17 protein-coding genes are annotated in these 19,240 nt (G+C 66.7%); all 17 read right to left on the reverse strand.

Going from position 1 to position 19,240, the window contains the following annotated elements; translation table 11 throughout:
* Window positions 1–95: 95 nt before the first annotated feature.
* Window positions 96–359 (reverse strand): late competence development ComFB family protein, encoded by a 264-nt coding sequence (locus Q0K09_RS07000; protein WP_294474678.1) that lies wholly within the window; start codon window positions 357–359, stop codon window positions 96–98.
* A 6-nt stretch (window positions 360–365) separates the two neighbouring features.
* The gene (ftsZ, locus tag Q0K09_RS07005) at window positions 366–1,490 is read right to left on the reverse strand and encodes a cell division protein FtsZ (protein ID WP_294474680.1); all 1,125 of its coding nucleotides are present in this window, start codon (window positions 1,488–1,490) and stop codon (window positions 366–368) included.
* Between the two features lie 274 nt (window positions 1,491–1,764).
* Window positions 1,765–2,532 carry an FtsQ-type POTRA domain-containing protein gene (locus Q0K09_RS07010; protein WP_294474683.1) on the reverse strand — a complete coding sequence of 256 codons (768 nt, stop codon included), beginning with the start codon at window positions 2,530–2,532 and terminating at the stop codon, window positions 1,765–1,767.
* Between the two features lie 93 nt (window positions 2,533–2,625).
* On the reverse strand, window positions 2,626–3,891 hold the full coding sequence (gene murA / locus Q0K09_RS07015) for a UDP-N-acetylglucosamine 1-carboxyvinyltransferase (protein ID WP_294474686.1): 1,266 nt from the start codon (window positions 3,889–3,891) through the stop codon (window positions 2,626–2,628).
* A 68-nt stretch (window positions 3,892–3,959) separates the two neighbouring features.
* The gene (gene murG / locus Q0K09_RS07020; RefSeq protein WP_294474688.1) at window positions 3,960–5,075 is read right to left on the reverse strand and encodes an undecaprenyldiphospho-muramoylpentapeptide beta-N-acetylglucosaminyltransferase; all 1,116 of its coding nucleotides are present in this window, start codon (window positions 5,073–5,075) and stop codon (window positions 3,960–3,962) included.
* Between the two features lie 13 nt (window positions 5,076–5,088).
* Window positions 5,089–6,297, reverse strand: a complete 1,209-nt coding sequence (ftsW, locus tag Q0K09_RS07025; protein WP_294474690.1) for a putative lipid II flippase FtsW — start codon at window positions 6,295–6,297, stop codon at window positions 5,089–5,091.
* A gap of 30 nt (window positions 6,298–6,327) precedes the next feature.
* Window positions 6,328–7,335 carry a phospho-N-acetylmuramoyl-pentapeptide-transferase gene (gene mraY, locus Q0K09_RS07030; RefSeq protein WP_294474694.1) on the reverse strand — a complete coding sequence of 336 codons (1,008 nt, stop codon included), beginning with the start codon at window positions 7,333–7,335 and terminating at the stop codon, window positions 6,328–6,330.
* A gap of 110 nt (window positions 7,336–7,445) precedes the next feature.
* Entirely contained in the window at window positions 7,446–8,900 is a 1,455-nt protein-coding gene (locus Q0K09_RS07035; RefSeq protein WP_294474696.1) for a UDP-N-acetylmuramoyl-L-alanyl-D-glutamate--2,6-diaminopimelate ligase, read from the reverse strand.
* A gap of 52 nt (window positions 8,901–8,952) precedes the next feature.
* Entirely contained in the window at window positions 8,953–11,382 is a 2,430-nt protein-coding gene (locus Q0K09_RS07040) for a penicillin-binding transpeptidase domain-containing protein (RefSeq protein ID WP_294474698.1), read from the reverse strand.
* A gap of 120 nt (window positions 11,383–11,502) precedes the next feature.
* Window positions 11,503–12,069: a hypothetical protein gene (locus Q0K09_RS07045; RefSeq protein WP_294474701.1), complete on the reverse strand. Its 567-nt coding sequence runs from the start codon at window positions 12,067–12,069 to the stop codon at window positions 11,503–11,505.
* Window positions 12,070–12,138: 69 nt separating this feature from the next.
* On the reverse strand, window positions 12,139–13,074 hold the full coding sequence (gene rsmH, locus Q0K09_RS07050; RefSeq protein ID WP_294474703.1) for a 16S rRNA (cytosine(1402)-N(4))-methyltransferase RsmH: 936 nt from the start codon (window positions 13,072–13,074) through the stop codon (window positions 12,139–12,141).
* 16 nt (window positions 13,075–13,090) lie between these two features.
* On the reverse strand, window positions 13,091–13,513 hold the full coding sequence (gene mraZ / locus Q0K09_RS07055; protein WP_294474705.1) for a division/cell wall cluster transcriptional repressor MraZ: 423 nt from the start codon (window positions 13,511–13,513) through the stop codon (window positions 13,091–13,093).
* A gap of 452 nt (window positions 13,514–13,965) precedes the next feature.
* A complete protein-coding gene (locus Q0K09_RS07060; protein WP_294474706.1) occupies window positions 13,966–14,496 on the reverse strand; it encodes a hypothetical protein in 531 nt (176 codons plus the stop codon).
* The gene (gene coaD / locus Q0K09_RS07065; RefSeq protein ID WP_294474708.1) at window positions 14,496–15,008 is read right to left on the reverse strand and encodes a pantetheine-phosphate adenylyltransferase; all 513 of its coding nucleotides are present in this window, start codon (window positions 15,006–15,008) and stop codon (window positions 14,496–14,498) included. Before coaD ends, Q0K09_RS07060 begins: the two co-directional genes overlap by 1 nt.
* 28 nt (window positions 15,009–15,036) lie before the next feature.
* A complete protein-coding gene (gene rsmD / locus Q0K09_RS07070) occupies window positions 15,037–15,627 on the reverse strand; it encodes a 16S rRNA (guanine(966)-N(2))-methyltransferase RsmD (protein WP_294474709.1) in 591 nt (196 codons plus the stop codon).
* Window positions 15,608–17,056: a transglutaminase domain-containing protein gene (locus Q0K09_RS07075; RefSeq protein ID WP_294474711.1), complete on the reverse strand. Its 1,449-nt coding sequence runs from the start codon at window positions 17,054–17,056 to the stop codon at window positions 15,608–15,610. The genes rsmD and Q0K09_RS07075 overlap by 20 nt, the downstream gene beginning before the upstream one ends.
* The gene (gene uvrC, locus Q0K09_RS07080) at window positions 17,053–18,903 is read right to left on the reverse strand and encodes an excinuclease ABC subunit UvrC (RefSeq protein ID WP_294474714.1); all 1,851 of its coding nucleotides are present in this window, start codon (window positions 18,901–18,903) and stop codon (window positions 17,053–17,055) included. Before uvrC ends, Q0K09_RS07075 begins: the two co-directional genes overlap by 4 nt.
* Window positions 18,904–19,240 lie beyond the last annotated feature (337 nt).

Consider the following 19,240-nt stretch of genomic DNA (forward strand, 5'->3'; position numbering starts at 1 on the left):
GACCCAGGAATCCTGGCGGATTGCAAGGAAAAATTGCGCCGTCCAGGGGGCAAAAGACCCGCCGGTTGGGCATGTTGACATGTTTCAAATAAGCCCTAGTGCCGGGGAAACTCCTTCACCCTCTCTGCGGCCTGGGTCAGTGCCGTCAGGGCGTCGGCTCTGTTCTGTTTCGCCAGCTGCTCCACCTTGGAGAGCAGCTCCCCCTTGTGGGTGCAGACATAGCGGGGCGGGAGCTGGTTCAGGGCCAGAGCGATGATGTCGCTGCGGCACTCCGGGCAGGTACAGCAGTCAATCTGGTCCTTTCTGTCGTCAAAGAGCTGCTCCATGAAGATCTCCATCATGTTTCGGTAGGCAGTCATGTTTCATCACCGATCCTTGTTAAAAAGCTTGATAATATCCGCAAAGGGGTCCTCCGAATCCTCGGAAAGGGGCGACAGGGCCGGGCGCTCGCTGGAGGCCGGCTGCTGCTGGGCGCTGCCGGTCTTGCTGGCCTCCTTGCCCGCAGAGAAGGGATTGCTGGGCATTCCCCCCGGCTCCTCCTCAAAGCCTGTGGAGATGACGGTGACCCGGATTTCATCCTCCATGTCCTCGTCGAAGGCGGCGCCGAAGATGATGAGGGCGTCCGGGTGGGCGGCCTGCTGCACCAGATTGGCGGCGGTCTCCACGTCCTCCAGGTCGATGTCCATCGAGCCGGTGACGTTGATGAGGACGCCGTGGGCGCCGTTGATGCTGGTCTCCAGCAGGGGACTGGCAATGGCCATCTTGGCGGCCTCCTCGGCCTTGTTCTTGCCGGCGGCCCGGCCCACGCCCATGTGTGCCATGCCCGCGTCCTTCATGACGGCGGTGACGTCGGCGAAGTCCAGGTTGATGATGCCCGGCTTCTTGATGAGGTCCGAGATGGACTGCACCGCCTGGCGCAGCACGTCGTCGGCAATCTCAAAGGCGTTCTGGAAGGTGATCTTCTGGTCGGTGGCGAACTTCAGCCGCTCGTTGGGGATAATTACCAGGGAGTCCACCTTGCTCCGCAGCTCCTCGATGCCGGCCTCGGCCTGGAGCATCCGGCGGCGGCCCTCAAAGCCGAAGGGCTTGGTGACCACGCCCACGGTGAGCAGCCCCGCCTCCTTGGCGATGTCGGCCACGATGGGGGCCGCGCCGGTGCCGGTGCCGCCCCCCATGCCGGCGGTGATGAAGACCATGTTGGCGTCCTCCAGGGCCTTGGCGATCTGGCTCCGGCTCTCCTCCGCCGACTTCCGGCCCACCTCCGGGTTGGAGCCCGCGCCCTGACCCCCGGTGAGCTTCTCCCCGATCTGAATCTTATAGGTGGCGCTGGAGATGGAAAGCGCCTGCTTGTCCGTGTTCACGGCAATAAAATCCACACCCTGTACGCCGGAGCGCACCATGCGGTTGACCACGTTGCTGCCGCCGCCGCCCACGCCGATGACCTTAATGGTAACGACGCTGTCCGGCCCAGTATCCAATCCGAATGCCATGCCTGTTCCTCCTATGTAAACAGTTATCGCTTGTGGCGCTGTAAAAATATATAGCAATATAATATATTATATTATATCGCGCTTTTCAGGCCGGGTCAATAGTGCTTGCTTGAAAATCGGCGATGTGCCCAGCGGCCAGGGATTTTGGGCCGCCGGCCAGGGATTTTGACGCGGGAATCCTGGCGGATTTCAAGGAAAAATTGCGCCGCCCAGGGGTCAAAGGTCCCGCCGGTTGGGCATGTTGACCTGTTTCAAAAAACTTTCCCCGCCGGATTCACCCATAATTCGGGATGACCCGGACCTCATCCTCCCGGGTGAGGTCGATGGTGCCGCTCTCATTGGGCTGGAGCTCCCGCATCACCCCGTCCAAAGTTCGGAGCTTCCAGTTAAAATCGGCGTTCATAGGGATGCGGACGGTGAAGCGTCCGTCATAGGTCATCAGGAGGTCGGCGGCGGCGGTCAGGTCCACCTCCGACACCTGGGCCGCCATGTCCCAGGTCTCGATGGCCTGAAGGAGGGCGAGCAGGCTCTCCAGCCGGAGGGCGTCGGCGTCCTCCACCGTAACCCGGGTCCCCACGGCGGGGAGCAGAACGGTGAGCCCCGTGACCCGGGCCAGCCCCTCCACCGTCCCGGAGGGCGCCTGTTCCAGGATCATGCCCTTTTTGTCGATGATCCACCAGCCCTCCCCGCCCTGGACCACGGCGGCCGGGCTCCGCTCGGTGATGCGGATCACCAGGCCGTCCGGCAGGGCGGGGCGGATGCTCACATTGTCCACATAGGAAAGGGCGGTGTAGATGCGCTGGGCCGTTCCGGCCCGGTTGACCAGGAAGAGATTATCTCCCAGCTCCACGCCGGAGGCGTCGATGATCTCCTGGGCGGTGTACCGCCCCTCCCCCTCCACCGTGATCTCCTCTACCCGGAAGAAGACCACACAGCCCGCGGCCACCACCACCAGGATGATGGCCAGGGATAGGAGCTTATAGAGGAAGCCAAAGCGTCCCCGCCTGCGCCGTTTTCTCTTGTTGGAGCGCCTGGATGCCATGGCTCTGCCTCCAGATTTGTGTATTTCTTTCACAGCCCGTTCATTTTACCACACGGAAGCAGAAAAATCGTTAAGAAATCCTTACAAGTTCTGTCATGGCTCTCCTGTTCGGGAAATCTCTGCCCCCAGGCTCCGCAGAGTGTCCTCCAGGCCGAAGTACCCCCGGTCGATGTGGGCCAGGCCCGTGATCTCGCTGGAGCCCTCCGCCCCCAGGGCGGCCACCACCAGGGCGGCCCCGCCCCGCAGGTCGGCCGAGCGCAGGCTGGCCCCGTGGAGCCGCTCCACGCCGCAGACCACCGCCACCCGGCCCTCCACCCGGATGTCGGCCCCCATGCGGCAGAGTTCATCCACATGGCGGTAGCGGCTCTCGAACATGTTCTCCACAAGGACGGTGGTCCCCGTCCCCTTGGCCAGGGCGGCCATGATGGGGGGCTGGGCGTCGGTGGGAAAGCCCGGATAGGGGGCGGTACGGATGGGCCGGACCCCCTTCAGGGGCTGGTCCCGGCGGAGGGTCACCCGGCCGGGGCCGCTGCGCACCCGGCAGCCCGCCTCGGCCAGCACCGCCGTGACGGTGGAGAGCTGGCGGTAGTCGGTGTCCAGCAGCTCCACCTCCCCGCCGGCGGAGGCCGCGGCGCTGAGGAGGGTGGCCGCCACAATGCGGTCGGGCAGGACGGTGTGCTCCCCGCCGTGGAGTCCCCCCACGCCCCGGACGGTGACCACCGAGGTCCCCGCCCCCTGGACCTCCGCCCCGGCGGCCCGGAGGAAGGTCTGGAGGTCCACGATCTCCGGCTCCCGGGCGGCGTTGGTGATGACGGTGGTGCCCTCCGCCCCGCAGGCGCAGAGCATGGCGTTCTCGGTGGCTCCCACGCTGGGGAGGGACAGGGCGTACTCACAGCCCTGGAGCCGCCCGCCGGGGATGGCGCAGTGGAGGGCGCCCCCCTCCTCCCGGATCTCCGCCCCCAGGGCCCGGATGGCCGAGAGGTGGAGGTCGATGGGCCGGGGCCCCAGCTCACAGCCCCCGGGCATGCTCAGCTCCGCCGAGCCGGTCCGGGCCAGAATGGCCCCCAGGAAGATCACCGAGGAGCGCATCTCCCGCATGAGCCGGTCGGGCACGTCGTTGCCGGTGACCACCGAGGCGTCCACCGTGATGGTGTCCCCGGACCGATCCACCTGACAGCCCAGGTGCTCCAGAATCGCCATGGAGGCCCGGACGTCCGAGAGGTCCGGGCAGTTATGTATCACGCTGGTCCCCCGGCAGAGGACCGTGGCCGCCAGGATGGGCAGCACACTGTTCTTGGCCCCGTGGACCCTGGCCGTCCCATACAGGGGCCTGCCGCCTTGGATGATATACGCACTCATTTTTCCGTCCACCCTCCGCGTGTCATGGTTTCACGCCATCCTATGCGGAGGGGGCGGCGGGTGACAGTCTACCGCAGCAGGGCGGTCAGGGTCTGATAGATCTCCTCAGCGGCGTCGGTGACCGAGAGGGCGGAGAGGGCCCGGGACATCTGGGCCAGCCGCGCCCGGTCGGAGAGGAGGACCTTCGCCTGGTTGTAGAGGATTCTGCCGTCGCACTCGGGCTCCAGGAGGACCACCGCCGCGCCGTGGCGCTCCAGCACCCGGGCGTTTTTCTCCTGGTGGTTGTCGGTGACGTTGGGAGAGGGCACCAGGATACAGGGCTTGGCGATGGCTGTGAGCTCCGAGATGGTGGAGGCCCCCGCCCGGCAGATCACCAGGTCGGCGGCGTCCATCACCAGGGGCATGTCGTAGATATACTCCCGGACCTCCACCCCCTCCCCCAGGTCCACCCCCCGGCCCTTGAGCTCCCCGGTGAGCCAGGCGTAGTTCCGCCCCGCCCCGTGGATGTGGTGGAAGGGGCGCCCCTCCTCCGCCTCGGCCTGGAGAAAGTCGGCCATGTAGCGGTTCATGACGTCGGCCCCCAGGCTCCCCCAGTAGGAGAGCACCGCCGGCCGGCCGTCGGCAAAGCCCAGGGCCCGCCGGGCCTCCTTCCGGGTGTGGTCGAAGAAATCCCGGCGCACCGGGGTGCCGGTGACCACCACCCGGTCCGGGTGGGGATAGTAGCTCCGGGAGTCCTCGAAGCCCACCATCACCCGGTCCGCCACCTTGGCCAGGAGCCTGGTGGTGAGGCCGGGAACGGCGTTGGACTCGTGAATGGCGGTGGGGATGCCCCGGCGGGCGGCCTCCTTCACCACGGGGTAGGAGGCGTAGCCCCCGGTGCCCACCACCAGGTCCGGCTGGAAGTCCTTCAGGATGGCCCGGGCCTGCCGCCGGGCCTGGGGGAGGGTCAGCACCGTCATGACGTTGTGCTTGATGTCCTTCCACCGCCAGGCCCGGTGGAGGGTGTTGACGTGGACGGTCCGCAGCTCGTAGCCCTCATGGGGCACCAGGGTGCGCTCCATGCCGTTGTCGGCTCCGGCGAAGAGGACCTGACAGTCCTGGCGCCGGGACTGGAAGAGCCTGGCCAGGGCGATGGCCGGATTGATGTGTCCCGCGGTCCCGCCGCAGGTGAAGAGCAGCTTCAAGCGAACACCTTCTCTATCCGGCCCTGGGGGCCGGGATCTGTCGGGATACCCCCAGCACCACGCCCATCTCCACCAGCTGGATGATGAGGGCGGTGCCGCCATAGCTGAAGAAGGGCAGGGAGATGCCCGTGGGGGGCAGGAGGTTGGTGACCACGCCGATGTTCAGGAAGACCTGGACCGCCACCTGGGTGGTGACTCCCACGATGAGGAGGGCCCCGAAGCGGTCCCGGGCGTGGATGGCCAGCCAGTAGCCCCGGAGGATGAGCAGGGCGAAGAGGAGCAGGATCATGGCCGCCCCGATGAAGCCCAGCTCCTCGCAGACAATGGGGAAGACGTAGTCGTTCTGGAGCTCCGGCAGGAAGAGGTTCTTCTGCCGGGAGTTCCCCAGGCCCACCCCCAGCAGCCGCCCGGAGCCGATGGCATAGAGGGACTGGACGATCTGGAAGCCGGCGTCCTGGGGGTCGGACCAGGGGTCCTGCCAGATGGCGATGCGCTCGGACATATAGCCGCTGGAGGAGGCTACAAACCCCAAAAGCAGCGCCATGAGAATCCCGCCCCCGGCGAACCAGCCCAGCTTGATGCCGGCGGCAAAGAGGATGGAGGCCCCGATGGCCAGCATGAGGATGGTGGCCGACAGGTGGGGCTCCCACAGCAGCAGCCCGGAGATCACCGCCAGAATGGCGCCGTAGGGCACCAGCTCCAGAAAGCCCACGTTGTCCAGCCACTCCAGAAAGCAGCCGGAGAGCCTGCGCCGGTCAAAGGTCCGCTTTTTCTCCGTCCCCCGCTTGGAGAGCCGGGCGGAGAAGTAGAGGATGATGCCCAGCTTGGCGGCCTCGGAGGGCTGCCACCGGGGCAGGGGTCCGATGGCCCGAATCCAGCGGTCGGCGCCGCCGCCGCTGGAGCCGATGCCGGGGACCTTCACCAGCACCAGCAGGAAGATGGACGCCCCCAGCACCAGCACCGACATCCACCGCAGGTGCTGGTAGTTCACCCGGGAGACGGCGTACATGACCGCCAGCCCCAGCACGGCAAAGGCCCCCTGGCGCATAAAATAGTAGGTGGGATTATCCAGTTCGTATAGGGCGTCCACATAGGACGCCGAGAACATCATGATGACGCCGACGCCGGTGAGGAGCACCACCAGCATCAGGAAGGGCAGGTCCAAGGGCCCCCGGGCCAGTTGTTCCCCCATGGTGAGATCGCGCTTGTGTTTTCGGGCCATGGCTCCTCCTTTCCAGGCGGCCTGCCGGGGTCACCCGGCGAGATGCGTCATCCCCACGCCGTACCGCCCCAGAACGCCGGCATAGGCCAGGGCGCAGAAGAGCAGCGAGACCAGGGCGAAGACGGCCACCACCTTTTTCTCGCTCCAGCCGCACATCTCAAAGTGGTGGTGGAGGGGGGCCATCTTGAAAATCCGCTTGCCGTGGGTGGCTTTGAAGTATACGACTTGTATAATATCAGACATCGTTTCCGCAATGTAGACAAACCCCACCAGAATCAGCACCAGAGGCATATCGAAGGCGAAGGCCAGCCCGCACACCGCGCCCCCCAGGAAGAGGGAGCCGGTGTCCCCCATGAAGACCTTGGCGGGGTAATGGTTGTAGAGGAGGAAGGCGCACAGCCCCCCAAAGAGGGCTCCGGCGAAGATGCCCAGGCTCAGGACCTGCCAGCTCCAGGCGGTCAGGGCGAAGAAGGCGGCCACCGGCAGGGTGACGCTGGAGGAGAGTCCGTCCACCCCGTCGGTGATGTTGACGGCGTTCACCGTCCCCACCATGACGAAGGCGGCGAAGACCATATAGACCGCCCAGGGCAGCTCGATGGTCATCTGGAGGAAGGGCAGATAGAGGTGGGGGGTCAGGTAGCCGAAGTACCGCAGCAGGGTGGTAAAGGCAATGGCGGCGGCCAGCTGGAGCAGAAACTTGGGCCCGGCGGTGAGGCCGGTATTCTCCCGCTTTTTCACCTTCTCGTAGTCGTCCAGATACCCGATGACCCCAAAGACCAGGGCGAAGAGGAAGACAAAGACGGCCCGGTAGTCCCCCGCCAGCAGGTCCGGGGCGCCGATGAGCACCAGGGTGGCCAGGATGCCGAAAATGAACATCAAGCCTCCCATGGTGGGGGTGCCCTGCTTGGACATGTGCCAGGTGGGGCCGTCCTCCTTAATGGACTGCCCGGCCTTCATCCGGCGCAGGACGGGGATGAGCAGCCTCCCGGCCAGGGCCGAGAGGACAAGGGAAACGAGGGCGGCGATCACAATTCTCATCTTTTCAACCTCCTGAATCGGGCGCCCGCGTCACGGACAGGCGGACCCAACGGGGGATTATATCATATTGCCGGACAGAGGGAAAGGAAAAAAACGGAGAATTTCACCCCTCAGGCGTGCTTCCGGCCGGCAAAGCAGCTGGCGACCACCTCCCGCTCGTCCAGCGGCAGGCGCACACCCCCCACCTCCTGGTAAGTCTCGTGGCCCTTCCCCGCCAGGAGCACCAGGTCCCCGGGCTGGGCCTGGGAGAGGGCCAGGCGGATGGCGGCGGTCCGGTCCGGCTCCACCAGCACCGGGGTACGGGTCCCCTCCATCCCCGCCAGGATCTCCCGGAGGATGGCCTTGGGGTCCTCGGTGCGGGGGTTATCCGAGGTGACGATCACCAGGTCGGCCAGGTCGGCGGCGATGGCCCCCATCAGGGGGCGCTTGCTCCGGTCCCGGTCTCCGCCGCAGCCGAAGAGGCAGATGACCCGCCGCTGGGTGAGGTCCCGGACGGTGGTGAGGATGTTCTCCAGGGCGTCTGGGGTGTGGGCGTAGTCAATGAGGACGGTATAGGCCGCCGGGACGGGGACCACCTCCACCCGGCCCTTGACCCCCTGGGCGGAGCGGAGGGCGGCGGAGATGGCCGGCAGCTCCGCCCCCAGGTTCAGGGCGCAGGCGATGACCCCCAGGGCGTTATAGATGGAAAAGCCCCCGGGGATGGGCAGAAAAATCCGGCCGATGAGCCCCCGGGCCACCGCCTCAAACTCCACATGGCTGGGAAAGAGGCGGATGTTTTTGGCCACCAGATCGGCCTCGTCCTTCCGCTCGGAGTAGGTGAAGACGGGGCAGGGGACGGTTGCGGCGTAATACCGGCCGGCCTCGTCGTCCAGGTTGAGGACGGCCAAATCGGTCTGCTGGAACAGCAGGCCCTTGGCCGCCCGGTAGGCCTCCATGGCGCCGTGGAAGTCCAGGTGGTCCTCGGTGAGGTTGGTGAAGATGCCGGCGGCAAAGCGGATGCCCGCCGTCCGGCGGAGGACCAGGGCGATGGAGGACGCCTCCATCACCACATGGGTGCAGCCGGCGTCAACCATCTCCCGCAGCAGGGCCTGGAGCTCCACCGGCTCCGGGGTGGTGCGCCGGGCCGGCAGGGCCCGGCTTCCGATGAGGTTCTGGTTGGTGCCGATGAGGCCCACCTTGGCCCCCAGGGCCCCCTCCAGCACCGCCTTGAGGAGGTAGGTGGTGGTGGTCTTCCCGTTGGTGCCGGTGACGGCCACGCAGGTGAGGGCCTCCGCCGGGCGGCCGTACCAGTTGGCGGCCATGCCCGCCAGGGCCTCCCGGGGGTCGGCCGCCACCAGCCAGGGGCCCGGTTCCTCCGGGGCCTCCCGGCACAGCACCGCCGCCGCCCCCTTGTCCAGGGCCTCCTGAATGAACCTCTGCCCATCCGTCTTGTAGCCGGGCAGGGCCGCGAAGAGGCCGCCGGGCGACAGGGTCCGGCTGTCATAGCTCAGGCCGGTGATCTCCGCGTCCCCGTCCAGATCCCGCCGGGTCAGGGCCACGCCCTGGAGCAGTTGGTCTAACCGCATGGTTCACCCCCGATGACGGAGCGGGAGGGGCCCGCCCCTCCCCGCCTCCGATTTAACGAATGGATGCGATGTTGCCGTTTTCCGCGTAGTCCTGAATGGAGGTATCCATAAACTGGACCTCCACCACGGTTCCCGGGTCCACCAGCGTCCCAGGGTCAGTGGACTGGCTCACCGAGATGGTGGTGTCCGAGTAGGAGGTGGCCCCCGAGGGCCGGAGATAGAGGTTCCGCTCCGCCAGGGCCTGCTCCGCAGCGCTGAGGGTCATGCGGGTGAGGGCGGGGACCTCCACCTGTTCGGCGGGCTTCTCCTCCCCCAGGTAGAGGACCGCCTGGCTGCCGCCGGGGATGGACGCCCCCTGGGAGGGAAGCTGGTCGGTCACCACGGCGCCCTCCCCCACCACCCGGCAGCTCAGGCCCTTGGTCTGGAGCAGGGCCTGGGCGTCGGCCAGGCTCAGGCCCACAGTCTGGGGCATCACCACATCGGCGTAGGACGCGTCGCTGTAGACCTTTTCCACCCCCAGGTAGTCGAGAATCTCGGCCACCAGGGGGCCGGCGGAGAGGGCGGCCATGGCGCCGCCGCTGATGAAGAAGCCCCGGGAGGTGTAATTGCTCCCCGGCGTCACCGGGGTGGGGCTGTCAAAGGCCAGGAGGACGACAATCTGGGGGTCGTCGGCGGGGGCCACCCCCAGGAAGGAGACGATGAGGTCGCCGGTGTCCTCGTCCCGCTTTTCCGAGGTGCCGGTCTTGCCGCCGATGCGGTAGCCCTCCACCCGGGCGTTCTTGCCGGTGCCGGTGTCCACCACCTCGAAGAGGATTTCCCGCACCCGCTGGGAGGTGCTCTCGCTGATGACCTGCCGGAGCTCGGTGGGGGTGGTCTGCTCCACCACATTGCCGTCCTGGCCGGTGAACGCCTGGACCACATAGGGCTGCATCAGGTGCCCGCCGTTGACGGCGGCGCTGGCGGCGGTGATGAGCTGGAGGGGGGTGAGCCGGAAGGTCTGCCCGAAGGATGCGGTGGCCAGGGATACCTCGCCGTAGATGCCGGTAAAGTATTCCTCCGTCCAGACCAGGTTGGTGTTGTCGGTCTCCCCCTGGAGGTCGATGCCGGTCTTGCCGATGATGCCGAAATCCTCCAGGTATTGGTAAAACCTTTCCGCCCCCAGCGCCTGGCCGATCTCGATGAAGGCCGGGTTGCAGGAGTTGGCCACCGCCTTGGCCAGGGTCTGCGCGCCGTGTCCTGCGCGGTTGGAGCAGTTAATCCGCCGGTCGGCCACCTCCTTGTAGCCCGGGCAGTAGAAGGTGGAGCTGTCATTGACCACACCCTCCTCCAGGGCGGCGGCCAGAACCATGATCTTAAAGGTGGAGCCTGGCTCATAGGTGTCGGTGATGGTCCGGTTGGTCCACTGCTGGTACTGGGCGGCTTCCAGGGCCTGGAGATAGGCGTCCTCACTGCCGGCCGGGTCGGCCTGGACCTGCTCCAGGTAGTCCGCCAGGACGGGGTCGCTGACCGTCCGGGGGTTGTTGAGATCGTAGTTGGGGGAGGAGGCCATGGCCAGGATGGCCCCGGTGTCGGGCTCCATGACGATGCAGAAGCCCCCCTTCCGGGCCTCATAGGAGCTGATGCCCTCGGCCAGGGTCTTCTCGCAGTAGCTCTGGATGGTGGCGTCGATGGTGAGCTGGAGGTTCAGCCCCGGCTCCCCGTCGATGTAGCTCTCGTAGCTGGAGAGCATCTCCTGGCCCCGGGCGTTCCGGGCGGTGACCACCCGGCCGGGGCTCCCGGCCAGCAGGTTCTCATACTTGGCCTCCGCGCCGAAGGCCCCCATGTTGGTGTTGGTGTTGACCCACCCGATGACCTGGGCCGCCAGGGAGCCGTAGGGGTAGACCCGCTTGGTGTCCGGCGAGAGGTAGACCCCCGGGTAGAGGCTGTATTCCTCCTGGAAGGCCCGGACGGCGTCCGAGATCTCGTCGTCCACCCGCCATTTCAGGACCACATACTGGTAGTTGGCGTTGCGTTCGATCCGGTCCAGGATGTCCTCCGCCTCCATGTCCAGAATCTCCGCCAGGTGCTCGGCGATGAATTCCTCATACGCGCCGTTGAGGGCGGCGGCCTCGGCGGCGGTGGGGGTCTCCCCGGCGGTCCGCTTCCTCTCCCCGGACTCCCGCTTGGTCTCGGCGGCGGCGGTGATGTCCCGGGGGGAGATCACCACGTTCTGCACCGAGATGGACACGGCCATCAGGTTGCCCTGGGTGTCGTAAATGGTCCCCCGGGGGGCGGTCACCAGCATATCCTGGGTCTGCTGCTCAATGGCCAGCTCCTGATACCACTCCCCGTCCACAATCTGAATCTGCCAGAGCCGCCCCAGCAGGGGGATAAAGGCCGCCACGCCGAAGAGGACCATCAGGCAGATGGTCCGCCCCAGAATGATGCGGTTCTGCCGGCTGTCGCCGCCGTTGGAGCTGGTCTTGCGCGCTTTCTGGGTCATGCCGTTCTCCTTTTTGCCTCCGGACCCCGTCCGGGCGGGTGATAGGGAAGGGCGTAAGAAAAGCAGCTTTTCTTACGCCCTGTCGTTCTCTGTGTGCTCCATAGAAATCTATGCGCGTGCTCAGGAAAAATATGACAGACATCCGTCCACCAGCTCCCGCAGGGCCCCCAGGATTCCCCCCGCCGTTTCGCCGGTCTCCTCCTGGCCGTAGTGGACCACGCTGTCCTCCTCGGAGAGGTCCAGGGTATAGATTTGGCCCGCCTGGGGCTTGACCATGCTGCCGTCGGCGGTGACCCTCTCCTCAATGGCGCCCAGGTCATAGGCCAGCTCGTATTCGGCCATCAGCTTGGCCTCCTCGGTCTGGAGGGCGGAGAGCTCCTCCCGGAGGGAGACCATCTCGTTGCTGACCATGGTGAGCTGAACGCTCCCCAGCGTCAGCAGCACCGCGAAGACGCCCACCGCCAAAAAGCCCGCCACCGCGAAGAGGGAGACCTGTCCCGCCTCCCGGACCCGTACCTTGGGCCGGACCAGCGCGCGCTCTTTGGGCCGTTTTTTGGGCCGCAGCCGGGGGAGCTCGGAGCCGTCCCGCTGGGGAACCCGCTCCGGCCTGGGCGCATAGGCCAGGTTCCCATAGACGTCGTGCGTCTGGGCATATCTTCGTTTCTTCCTGGCCGAAGCGCTCGCCATGCGGCTCCCTCCATTCTCTTCATGCTCCATCCGCTCAGAAGCTGGAGTCCCCTTCCGGGGCCGGGGGACTCAGGGCAGCTTCTCCGCCACCCGCAGCTTGGCGCTGCGGGCGCGGGGGTTTTCCGCAATCTCTTGTTCCGTAGGCAGAATGGGCTTGCGGGAGACCAGCTTCACCGCCGGCTTTTTTCCGCAGACGCACACCGGGAAGTCCGGCGGGCAGGTGCAGCCCCGGGTGAACTCCGCCAGGCCGTTTTTCACCAGGCGGTCCTCCAGGGAGTGAAAGGAGATGACGCACAGCCGTCCCCCCGGGGCCAGCCGGGGCGCCGCCGCCCGGAGCATCCGGTCCACCGCCCCCAGCTCGTCGTTGACGGCGATGCGGATGGCCTGAAAGCTCCGCTTGGCGGGGTGCTGCTTCTCCCGCAGGGCCCGGGCCGGCATGGCCCCCCTGATGACCTCCACCAGCTCCAGAGTGGTCCCGATGGGCCGAAGGGCCCGGCTTTTGACGATGGCGGCGGCGATCTGGGGGGCGTACCGCTCCTCGCCGTACTGCCGTAAAATCCGTTTGAGCTCCTCCTGGGGCCACTGGTTCACCACGGCGTAGGCGGTGAGGGCTTCCGAGCGGTCCATCCGCATGTCCAGGGGGGCGTCCAGCCGGTAGGAGAAGCCCCGGTCCCGGCCGTCCAGCTGGGGGGACGAGACCCCCAGGTCAAACAGCATCCCGTCCAGCCCGGTGAGGCCCCGGCTGTCCAGGAGTTGGGCCAAATCTCCAAAATTTCCGTGGATCAGGGTCACCCGGTCCCAGACGCCGGCCAGCCGCTCCCGGGCCGCGTCCAGGGCCGCCTGGTCCCGGTCGATGCACAGCAGCCGCCCGGTGGTGAGCCGGGCTGCGATCTCCCGGGCGTGGCCCCCCCGGCCCAGGGTCCCGTCCAGGTAGGTCCCCTCCGGCCGGATGGCCAGCCCCTCCAGGCACTCCCGGAGGAGCACGGGTCTGTGGGTCAATTCCATGCCGCGCCTCCTGCTGTCACAGCTCCAGGGAGTCCATGAGCGCCGCCATTTTCTCCGGCGTCATTTCCTCCTCCTCGGCGCTCCAGCGCTCCGCGCTCCAGATCTCCGCCCGGTCGTGGACGCCGATGATGACCACGTCCTTCCCCAGGTCGGCGTAGGCCCGCAGGCGCTGGGGGATGACAATGCGCCCCTGGCTGTCCGGCGTGCATTTCACCGCGTTGGCAAAGAGGGAGCGCATGGCCTTGGATTTGCTGATGGGGAGGGAGGCAAACTTCGCCGTGAAGCGGTCCCAGCTCTCCTGGGGATAGACGGCCAGGCAGGTGTCCACACCCATGGCCAGATAAAACGTATCGCCCAGCTCCTCCCGGAGCTTGGCGGGGATGAACAGACGGCCCTTGGCGTCAACGCTGTGCTCATAGGTCCCCGTGACGCTGCCCACGCCGTCCCCTCCCTCCACACCGGCTCCTTTTCGCTCTACTCTGCTCCATTTCCCTCCACCGGTGTTTCCAGTATAATCGCTTTGCCGGGAAAAAGCAAGGGTTTCCTCCGCATTTTTTCCGCAGAAATACCAAAAGCTTTGTCAAATTTTGTCGGATTTTTATCCACAAAGCATCTAAACGGCCGTGGAAAGCGGGGCCGGAGGACCGCCCAGTTTCTTCCTCCTGACGGAAAAAATACGCTTTCCGGCGCGGCGCAAAATGTTCCCATCATCTTTTCCGCACATTCTCCGGGGAATATGATCCATTTCTCCTTCCGCCAGGCGTACCGGTGCGCAGGCCCCTCCTTTGCGCGGAAATACCAAAAAAAACCAGCCGCGGCTGCATCGCGGCTGGGGTCTCTGACAGGCGGAACCGGCGGGCCCTGCGGACCCGCCGGTTGTCCGGCACAGCTTCACTTATCCGCCTCGGCGTCGTAGGCGGCGCGGCCGGGCTGCCCCCCCCCGGCTCCGGCGGCCGGCTGTGCGCCGGACACCGCCGCCCGGAAGCGGGCCCGGGAGCGCTTGATCTCGTCGTAGGCCTCGCTGACAGCCTCCTCGGTGCGCCGGAGGGTGTCCTCACAGTACTCGTTGGCGGCCCGGCGCAGCTCCCGGCTGCGCTCCTCGGCCACTTTCAGCATCTCGTTGGCCTTCTGCCGGGCCTGGGCGGCAAGCTCGTCCTCGGCCAGCAGCTGCCGGGCCTTCTCCTCGGCCTGCTTGCGGATGAGGTCCGCCTCCCGCTTGGCTGAGGCGATATAGTCCGCCCGGGCGGCCAGGAGCTTCTTGGCCTCCCCCAGCTCCATGGGGAACTGGGCCTTGATGTCGTCCAGGAGGTCCAGGGCCCTGTCCCGCTCGATGATGCACTTCTCACTGCTCAGAGGGACGCTCTTCGCCTCGTCGATCATGGAAAAGAGCATCTCCAGCAGTTCTTCCACGCCGGTCGCCATCAGTTCTCCCTCCCGTCCGCTTCCGCATTTTCCTTCTGAACCGCCTTGCGCTTGACATCCTCGATGATCTCCCGGGGGATGAAATCCGACAGGTCCACCCCGTAGCGGACCATCTCCTTCACCACCGTGGAGCTGAGGTAGGTGTACTTTTCATTGGAGGGGAGGAACATGGTGTCCACGTTGGGGTTGAGCTTGCGGTTGACCATCGACATCTGGACCTCGCTCTCAAAGTCCGACACCGCCCGCAGCCCCTTGACGATGACCCGGGCCCGCCGCTGCCGGGCGTACTCGGCCAGCAGAACGGCGGAGGCGTCCACCTCCACGTTGGGGATCTGGCAGACCACCTTGCGGATGAGTTCCACCCGCTCTGCCGGCGTGAACAGGCCGTTTTTCTGGGAATTCACCATCACGCAGACGATGAGCTTGTCGAAGCACCGGGCGGCCCGCTTGATGATGTTCAGGTGCCCCAGGGTGACGGGGTCGAAGCTGCCAGGGTAGATGGCGGTCTTCATAGGCAGGACTCTCCTCGCGCAGGGTTCCTCAGAGGCCCCTGTGATATACCGTGAGCTTGATCTTGCCGTAGCGGTACTCCCGCCCCTTCCGATAGGGCTCCGGGAGCTCCGGCAGGTCCTTTTCCACGGCGCTTTCGCAGACCATTATACCATTTTCCGACAAGATGTCAATTCCCGCCGCAGCGGTCAGGGCCTTTTCCAGCATTTCACTGGCGTAGGGCGGGTCCATCAGAATCAGGTCGAACCGCTCCCGGCAGCCGGTGAGGAAGGCCAGATAGTCCCCCTGGACCACCCGGGCCCGGTCCTGAAAGCCGCACAGGGCCGCGTTCTCCCGGATGAGGGCGGCGGCCTCCTTCCGAAGGTCCACGAAGGTGCAGCGGGCCGCCCCCCGGCTCAGGCACTCGATGCCCAGCTGGCCGGTGCCGCCGAAGAGGTCCAGCACCTGCCGGCCCTCGATGTCGAACTGGATGATGTTGAAGAGGGATTCCTTCACCTTGTCGGTGGTGGGCCGGGTCTCCAGGCCGGAGAGCTCCTTGAGCCTCCGGCCCCGGGCCGTCCCTGTGATGACGCGCATGGCGCTCACGCTCCTTTTTGGCGTATTATTCCGGAAGGGGCCCATTGCCGCTCCAGCGGAAGCGGGTGGCGGTGGCCTCCGGCACGTTCAGGTAGTCCCACTGGTGGTCGGTCTGACGCATCCAGTCGCTGGTGACGTTGAAGTAGCGGTGGCGGACGCCGGCGCTGTCCCCGCCCCCGGTGGGGTCGTCCCAGGTCACATCCACGCAGTACCACTCACCCTCCAGCCGCACCATGTTCCAGGCGTGGTCCTCCCGGGAGTGGAAGGCGGCCCCCACCACGGTGATACACTCCACGCCGCACAGCTCCATCAGGAGCTGGAAGGTGTTGGCGTAGCCCAGACAGTTGCCGTAGCCCCCCACCAGGATGCCATAGGGGTCCCGGTAGCCCGTGCGGCCCACATGGGCGCTGTTGCTGTAGACTGTCTGGTCATAGCTCCCGTTCTCCACGATCCAGTCGTGGACCGCCAGCTCCTTCTGGAAGTCGGTCATATCCTCTGTCAGGATCTCCCCCAGCACCTCCCGGCACCGGGCTAGGATCGCCGCGTCCCGGCTGGAGAGGCCGCTCTCGTCTCCGGTCTCCCAGGCTGTGCGGACGGCGGTGGTGTCGTAGCGCACCATTTCAAACTCGTTGGGCGGGTCGAAGGGGACAAAGCCGCTGGTGTCCAGACCGGGGTTGAGCCCCTCCTGGGACGCCGGCGTCCCGGCGGGCTCCTCTGCGGGAACCGGCGTCTCGGCCAGGACGGGGACCTCCGCCAGGTCCGGGGATTCCGGCGGGGTCAGAGTTTCCGCCGGGGCCGGAGATTCCGGCGGAATCGGGGATTCCGGCGGGGCCGGGGATTCCGGCGGGGCCGGGGTTTCCGCCGGGACCGGGGTTTCCGCCGGGACCGGGGATTCCGCCGGGACCGGGGATTCCGCCGGGACCGGGGATTCCGCCGGGACCGGCGGCTCTGCTGGGACCGGCGGCTCTGCTGGGAGGGACGGCGCGGGGACGGGCTCCCCCGCCAGGCAGGCGGCGAAAGCCGCCTCCGCCGCCTCCGGGTCCTCGCAGACCAGGAGGGCGGCGTACCGGCCGCTCTGGAGGACGGCGGCCTCCTCCAGCAGGGCGGCCTCCTCCGGGGCGTAGCCGAAGAAGTCCCCCTGCCGGTCCAGGCGGTAGTCCTCCAGGTCCTCCGCCGCCTGTTCCGCGTCGAACTCGCCGGCCAGGAGGACCACCGTCACCTCCCGGGCGTCCATGCCGGCGCCCAAGTAGACCGCCGCAGCTTCCCACTCCTCCAGGCCGCAGAGGGCGGTGAGGTGGTCCGACAGGGCCTCGCCGGTGAGGGGGGCAAGCTCCCCGCCGCCGGACTGGCTGGAGAGCACCGCCTGGGCCAGGGTCTCAGGCGCGGCCGGCGCCTCCTGGGTCTCCTTCCCGCCGCAGGCGGACAGGGTCAGGCAGAGGGCCAGGGTCCAGAGCAGGACGTGTCGTTGTTTCATGGGTTTGTCTCTCCCTCCTGATGCTCCGGGGCGGGGTGAAAGAACTGGTACACCGCTCGGGCCGCAGACTTGGGGACTGCCTCCTCCAGCGCCGCCAGGGAGGCTTCCCGGATTTTCTTCACGCTTTTGAAGTGCCGGAGCAGCTCGTTCCGGCGCTTCTCCCCCACCCCTGGGATCTGGTCCAGCACCGAGCCCCTGACGCCTCTGGACTGCTGGAGCCGCTGGAACTCAATGGCAAAGCGGTGGGTCTCCTCCTGGATGCGGCCCACCAGGGCGAAGACCGCCGGAATCTGCTGGATGCCAATCTCCTGGCCCGCCGGGTCCACCAGGGCCCGGGTGCGGTGGCGGTCGTCCTTCACCATGCCGAAGACGGGGATGGAAAGCCCCGCCTCCTCCAGCACCCGCACCGCCACCCGGGCGTGGTTCTCGCCGCCGTCGATGAGGAGGAGGTCGGGCAGGGCCCCGAATTTCTCGTCCCCGTCCAGGTAGCGCCGGAACCGCCGGGTCAGGACCTGCTCCATGGAGCCGTAGTCGTCGGCGTGGGCCATGTCCCTGAGCTTAAAGTGCCGGTAGTCCCGCTTCAGGGGCCGGCCGTCCACGAAAACGGTCATGGAGGCCACGATATTGGCGTCCCCGGTGTTGGAGATGTCGTAGGCCTCGATCCGCCTGGGGGGCTGGGGCAGGGCCAGCATCCGGCCCAGGGCCTCCATGAGCTTGGACTGCCGCTCCTCCCGGCTGGTGGCCCGCTCCACCTCCTCCACGGCGTTCTTGTTGGCCAGGCGGATGAGGTCCATCTTGGCCCCCCGCTGGGGGGTCAGCAGATAGACCCGGTGGCCGCAGGCCTCGGAGAGCATCCGGGTGATGGGGACCTCGTCCTCCAGCTCGCAGGGCAGGAGAATCTGCCGGGGCAGGGCCCCCCGGCCCCCGTAGTACTGCTTCACCAGGGCGGAAACGGTGTCCGCCTGGGCCTCCTCCACCGGGGTCTCCAGGAGGTCCATGTCCTTGGCCGCCAGGTCCCCGTCCACATAGTGGAGGACCACAAAGCAGCTCCTGGCCTCCCCCCGGTGGAAGCCCACCACGTCGGTGTCGGAGAGGCTTCCGGCCACCACCTTCTGCCGCTTGCCCAAAAGCTCCATGGCGGCGATGCGGTCCCGGAGCTCGGCAGCCCGCTCGAAGCGCAGCTCCTCCGCCGCCAGCTCCATCTCGGCCTGGAGGTCGGCGCAGACCTCCTCATACTTCCCCTCCAGCAGCCGGACAGCCTGTTGGATGTTCTCCCGGTAGCGGCTCTGGTCCATCTCCCGCCGGCAGTAGCCGTCGCACTGGCCCATGCGGTAGTAGAGGCAGGGCCGCTCCTTTCCGATGTCCCGGGGGAACTGCTTCCGGCACTTGGGCAGGCGCAGGGCCGCCTGGATGGCCTCGATGATGTCCTGGGTGGCGCTGCGGCTGCCGTAGGGGCCGAAGTACCGGGCCCCGTCCTCGGCGGCCCGGTTGGCCAGGGAGAACCGGGGGTAGGCCTCCCCCACGGTCAGGCGGATATAGGGGTAGCCCTTGTCGTCCTTGAGGAGGATGTTGTACCGGGGCTGGTGGCGCTTGATGAGGGAGCACTCCAGCACCAGGGCTTCGAACTCGCTGTCGGCGATGATGACGTCGAAGTGGTCGATCTGGCTCACCATGGCCCGGGTCTTTTCGGTATGGGAGGCCAGGTCGGCGAAGTACTGGGAGACCCGGTTCTTCAGGGCCTTGGCCTTGCCCACATAGATGACCTCGTTTTTGGCGTCCTGCATGATGTAGACGCCCGGCTTCAGCGGCAGGCTGTGGGCCTTATCTTTCAGTTCGTCAAAGGTCAAAGGGGAAATCACCACCTTGGATCAGGGTTCACGGTCAGGACAGCCTGCCGCGCGAGCGCAAGCGAGCCGCGCCGTCAGGCGCGTCCAAAGGTTTCGGGCCGAAGGCCCGAAACCTTTCCGCAGGGGCAATTCATTTGCCCCGAGGATGTCAAATCCCCCCGGGGCCCCAAAGGCGCGGGCCCGCCCGCGCTTTTGGGATTGGGCTGTGGGCTTTATCTTTCCCTTCGTCAAAGGTCAAAGGGGAAATCACCACCTTGGAGCAGGGTTCACGGTCAGGACAGCCTGCCGCGCGAGCGCAAGCGAGCCGCGCCGTCAGGCGCGTCCAAAGGTTTCGGGC

The organism is uncultured Intestinimonas sp. (assembly GCF_944387725.1).
Classification (GTDB): Bacteria; Bacillota; Clostridia; order Oscillospirales; family Oscillospiraceae; genus Intestinimonas.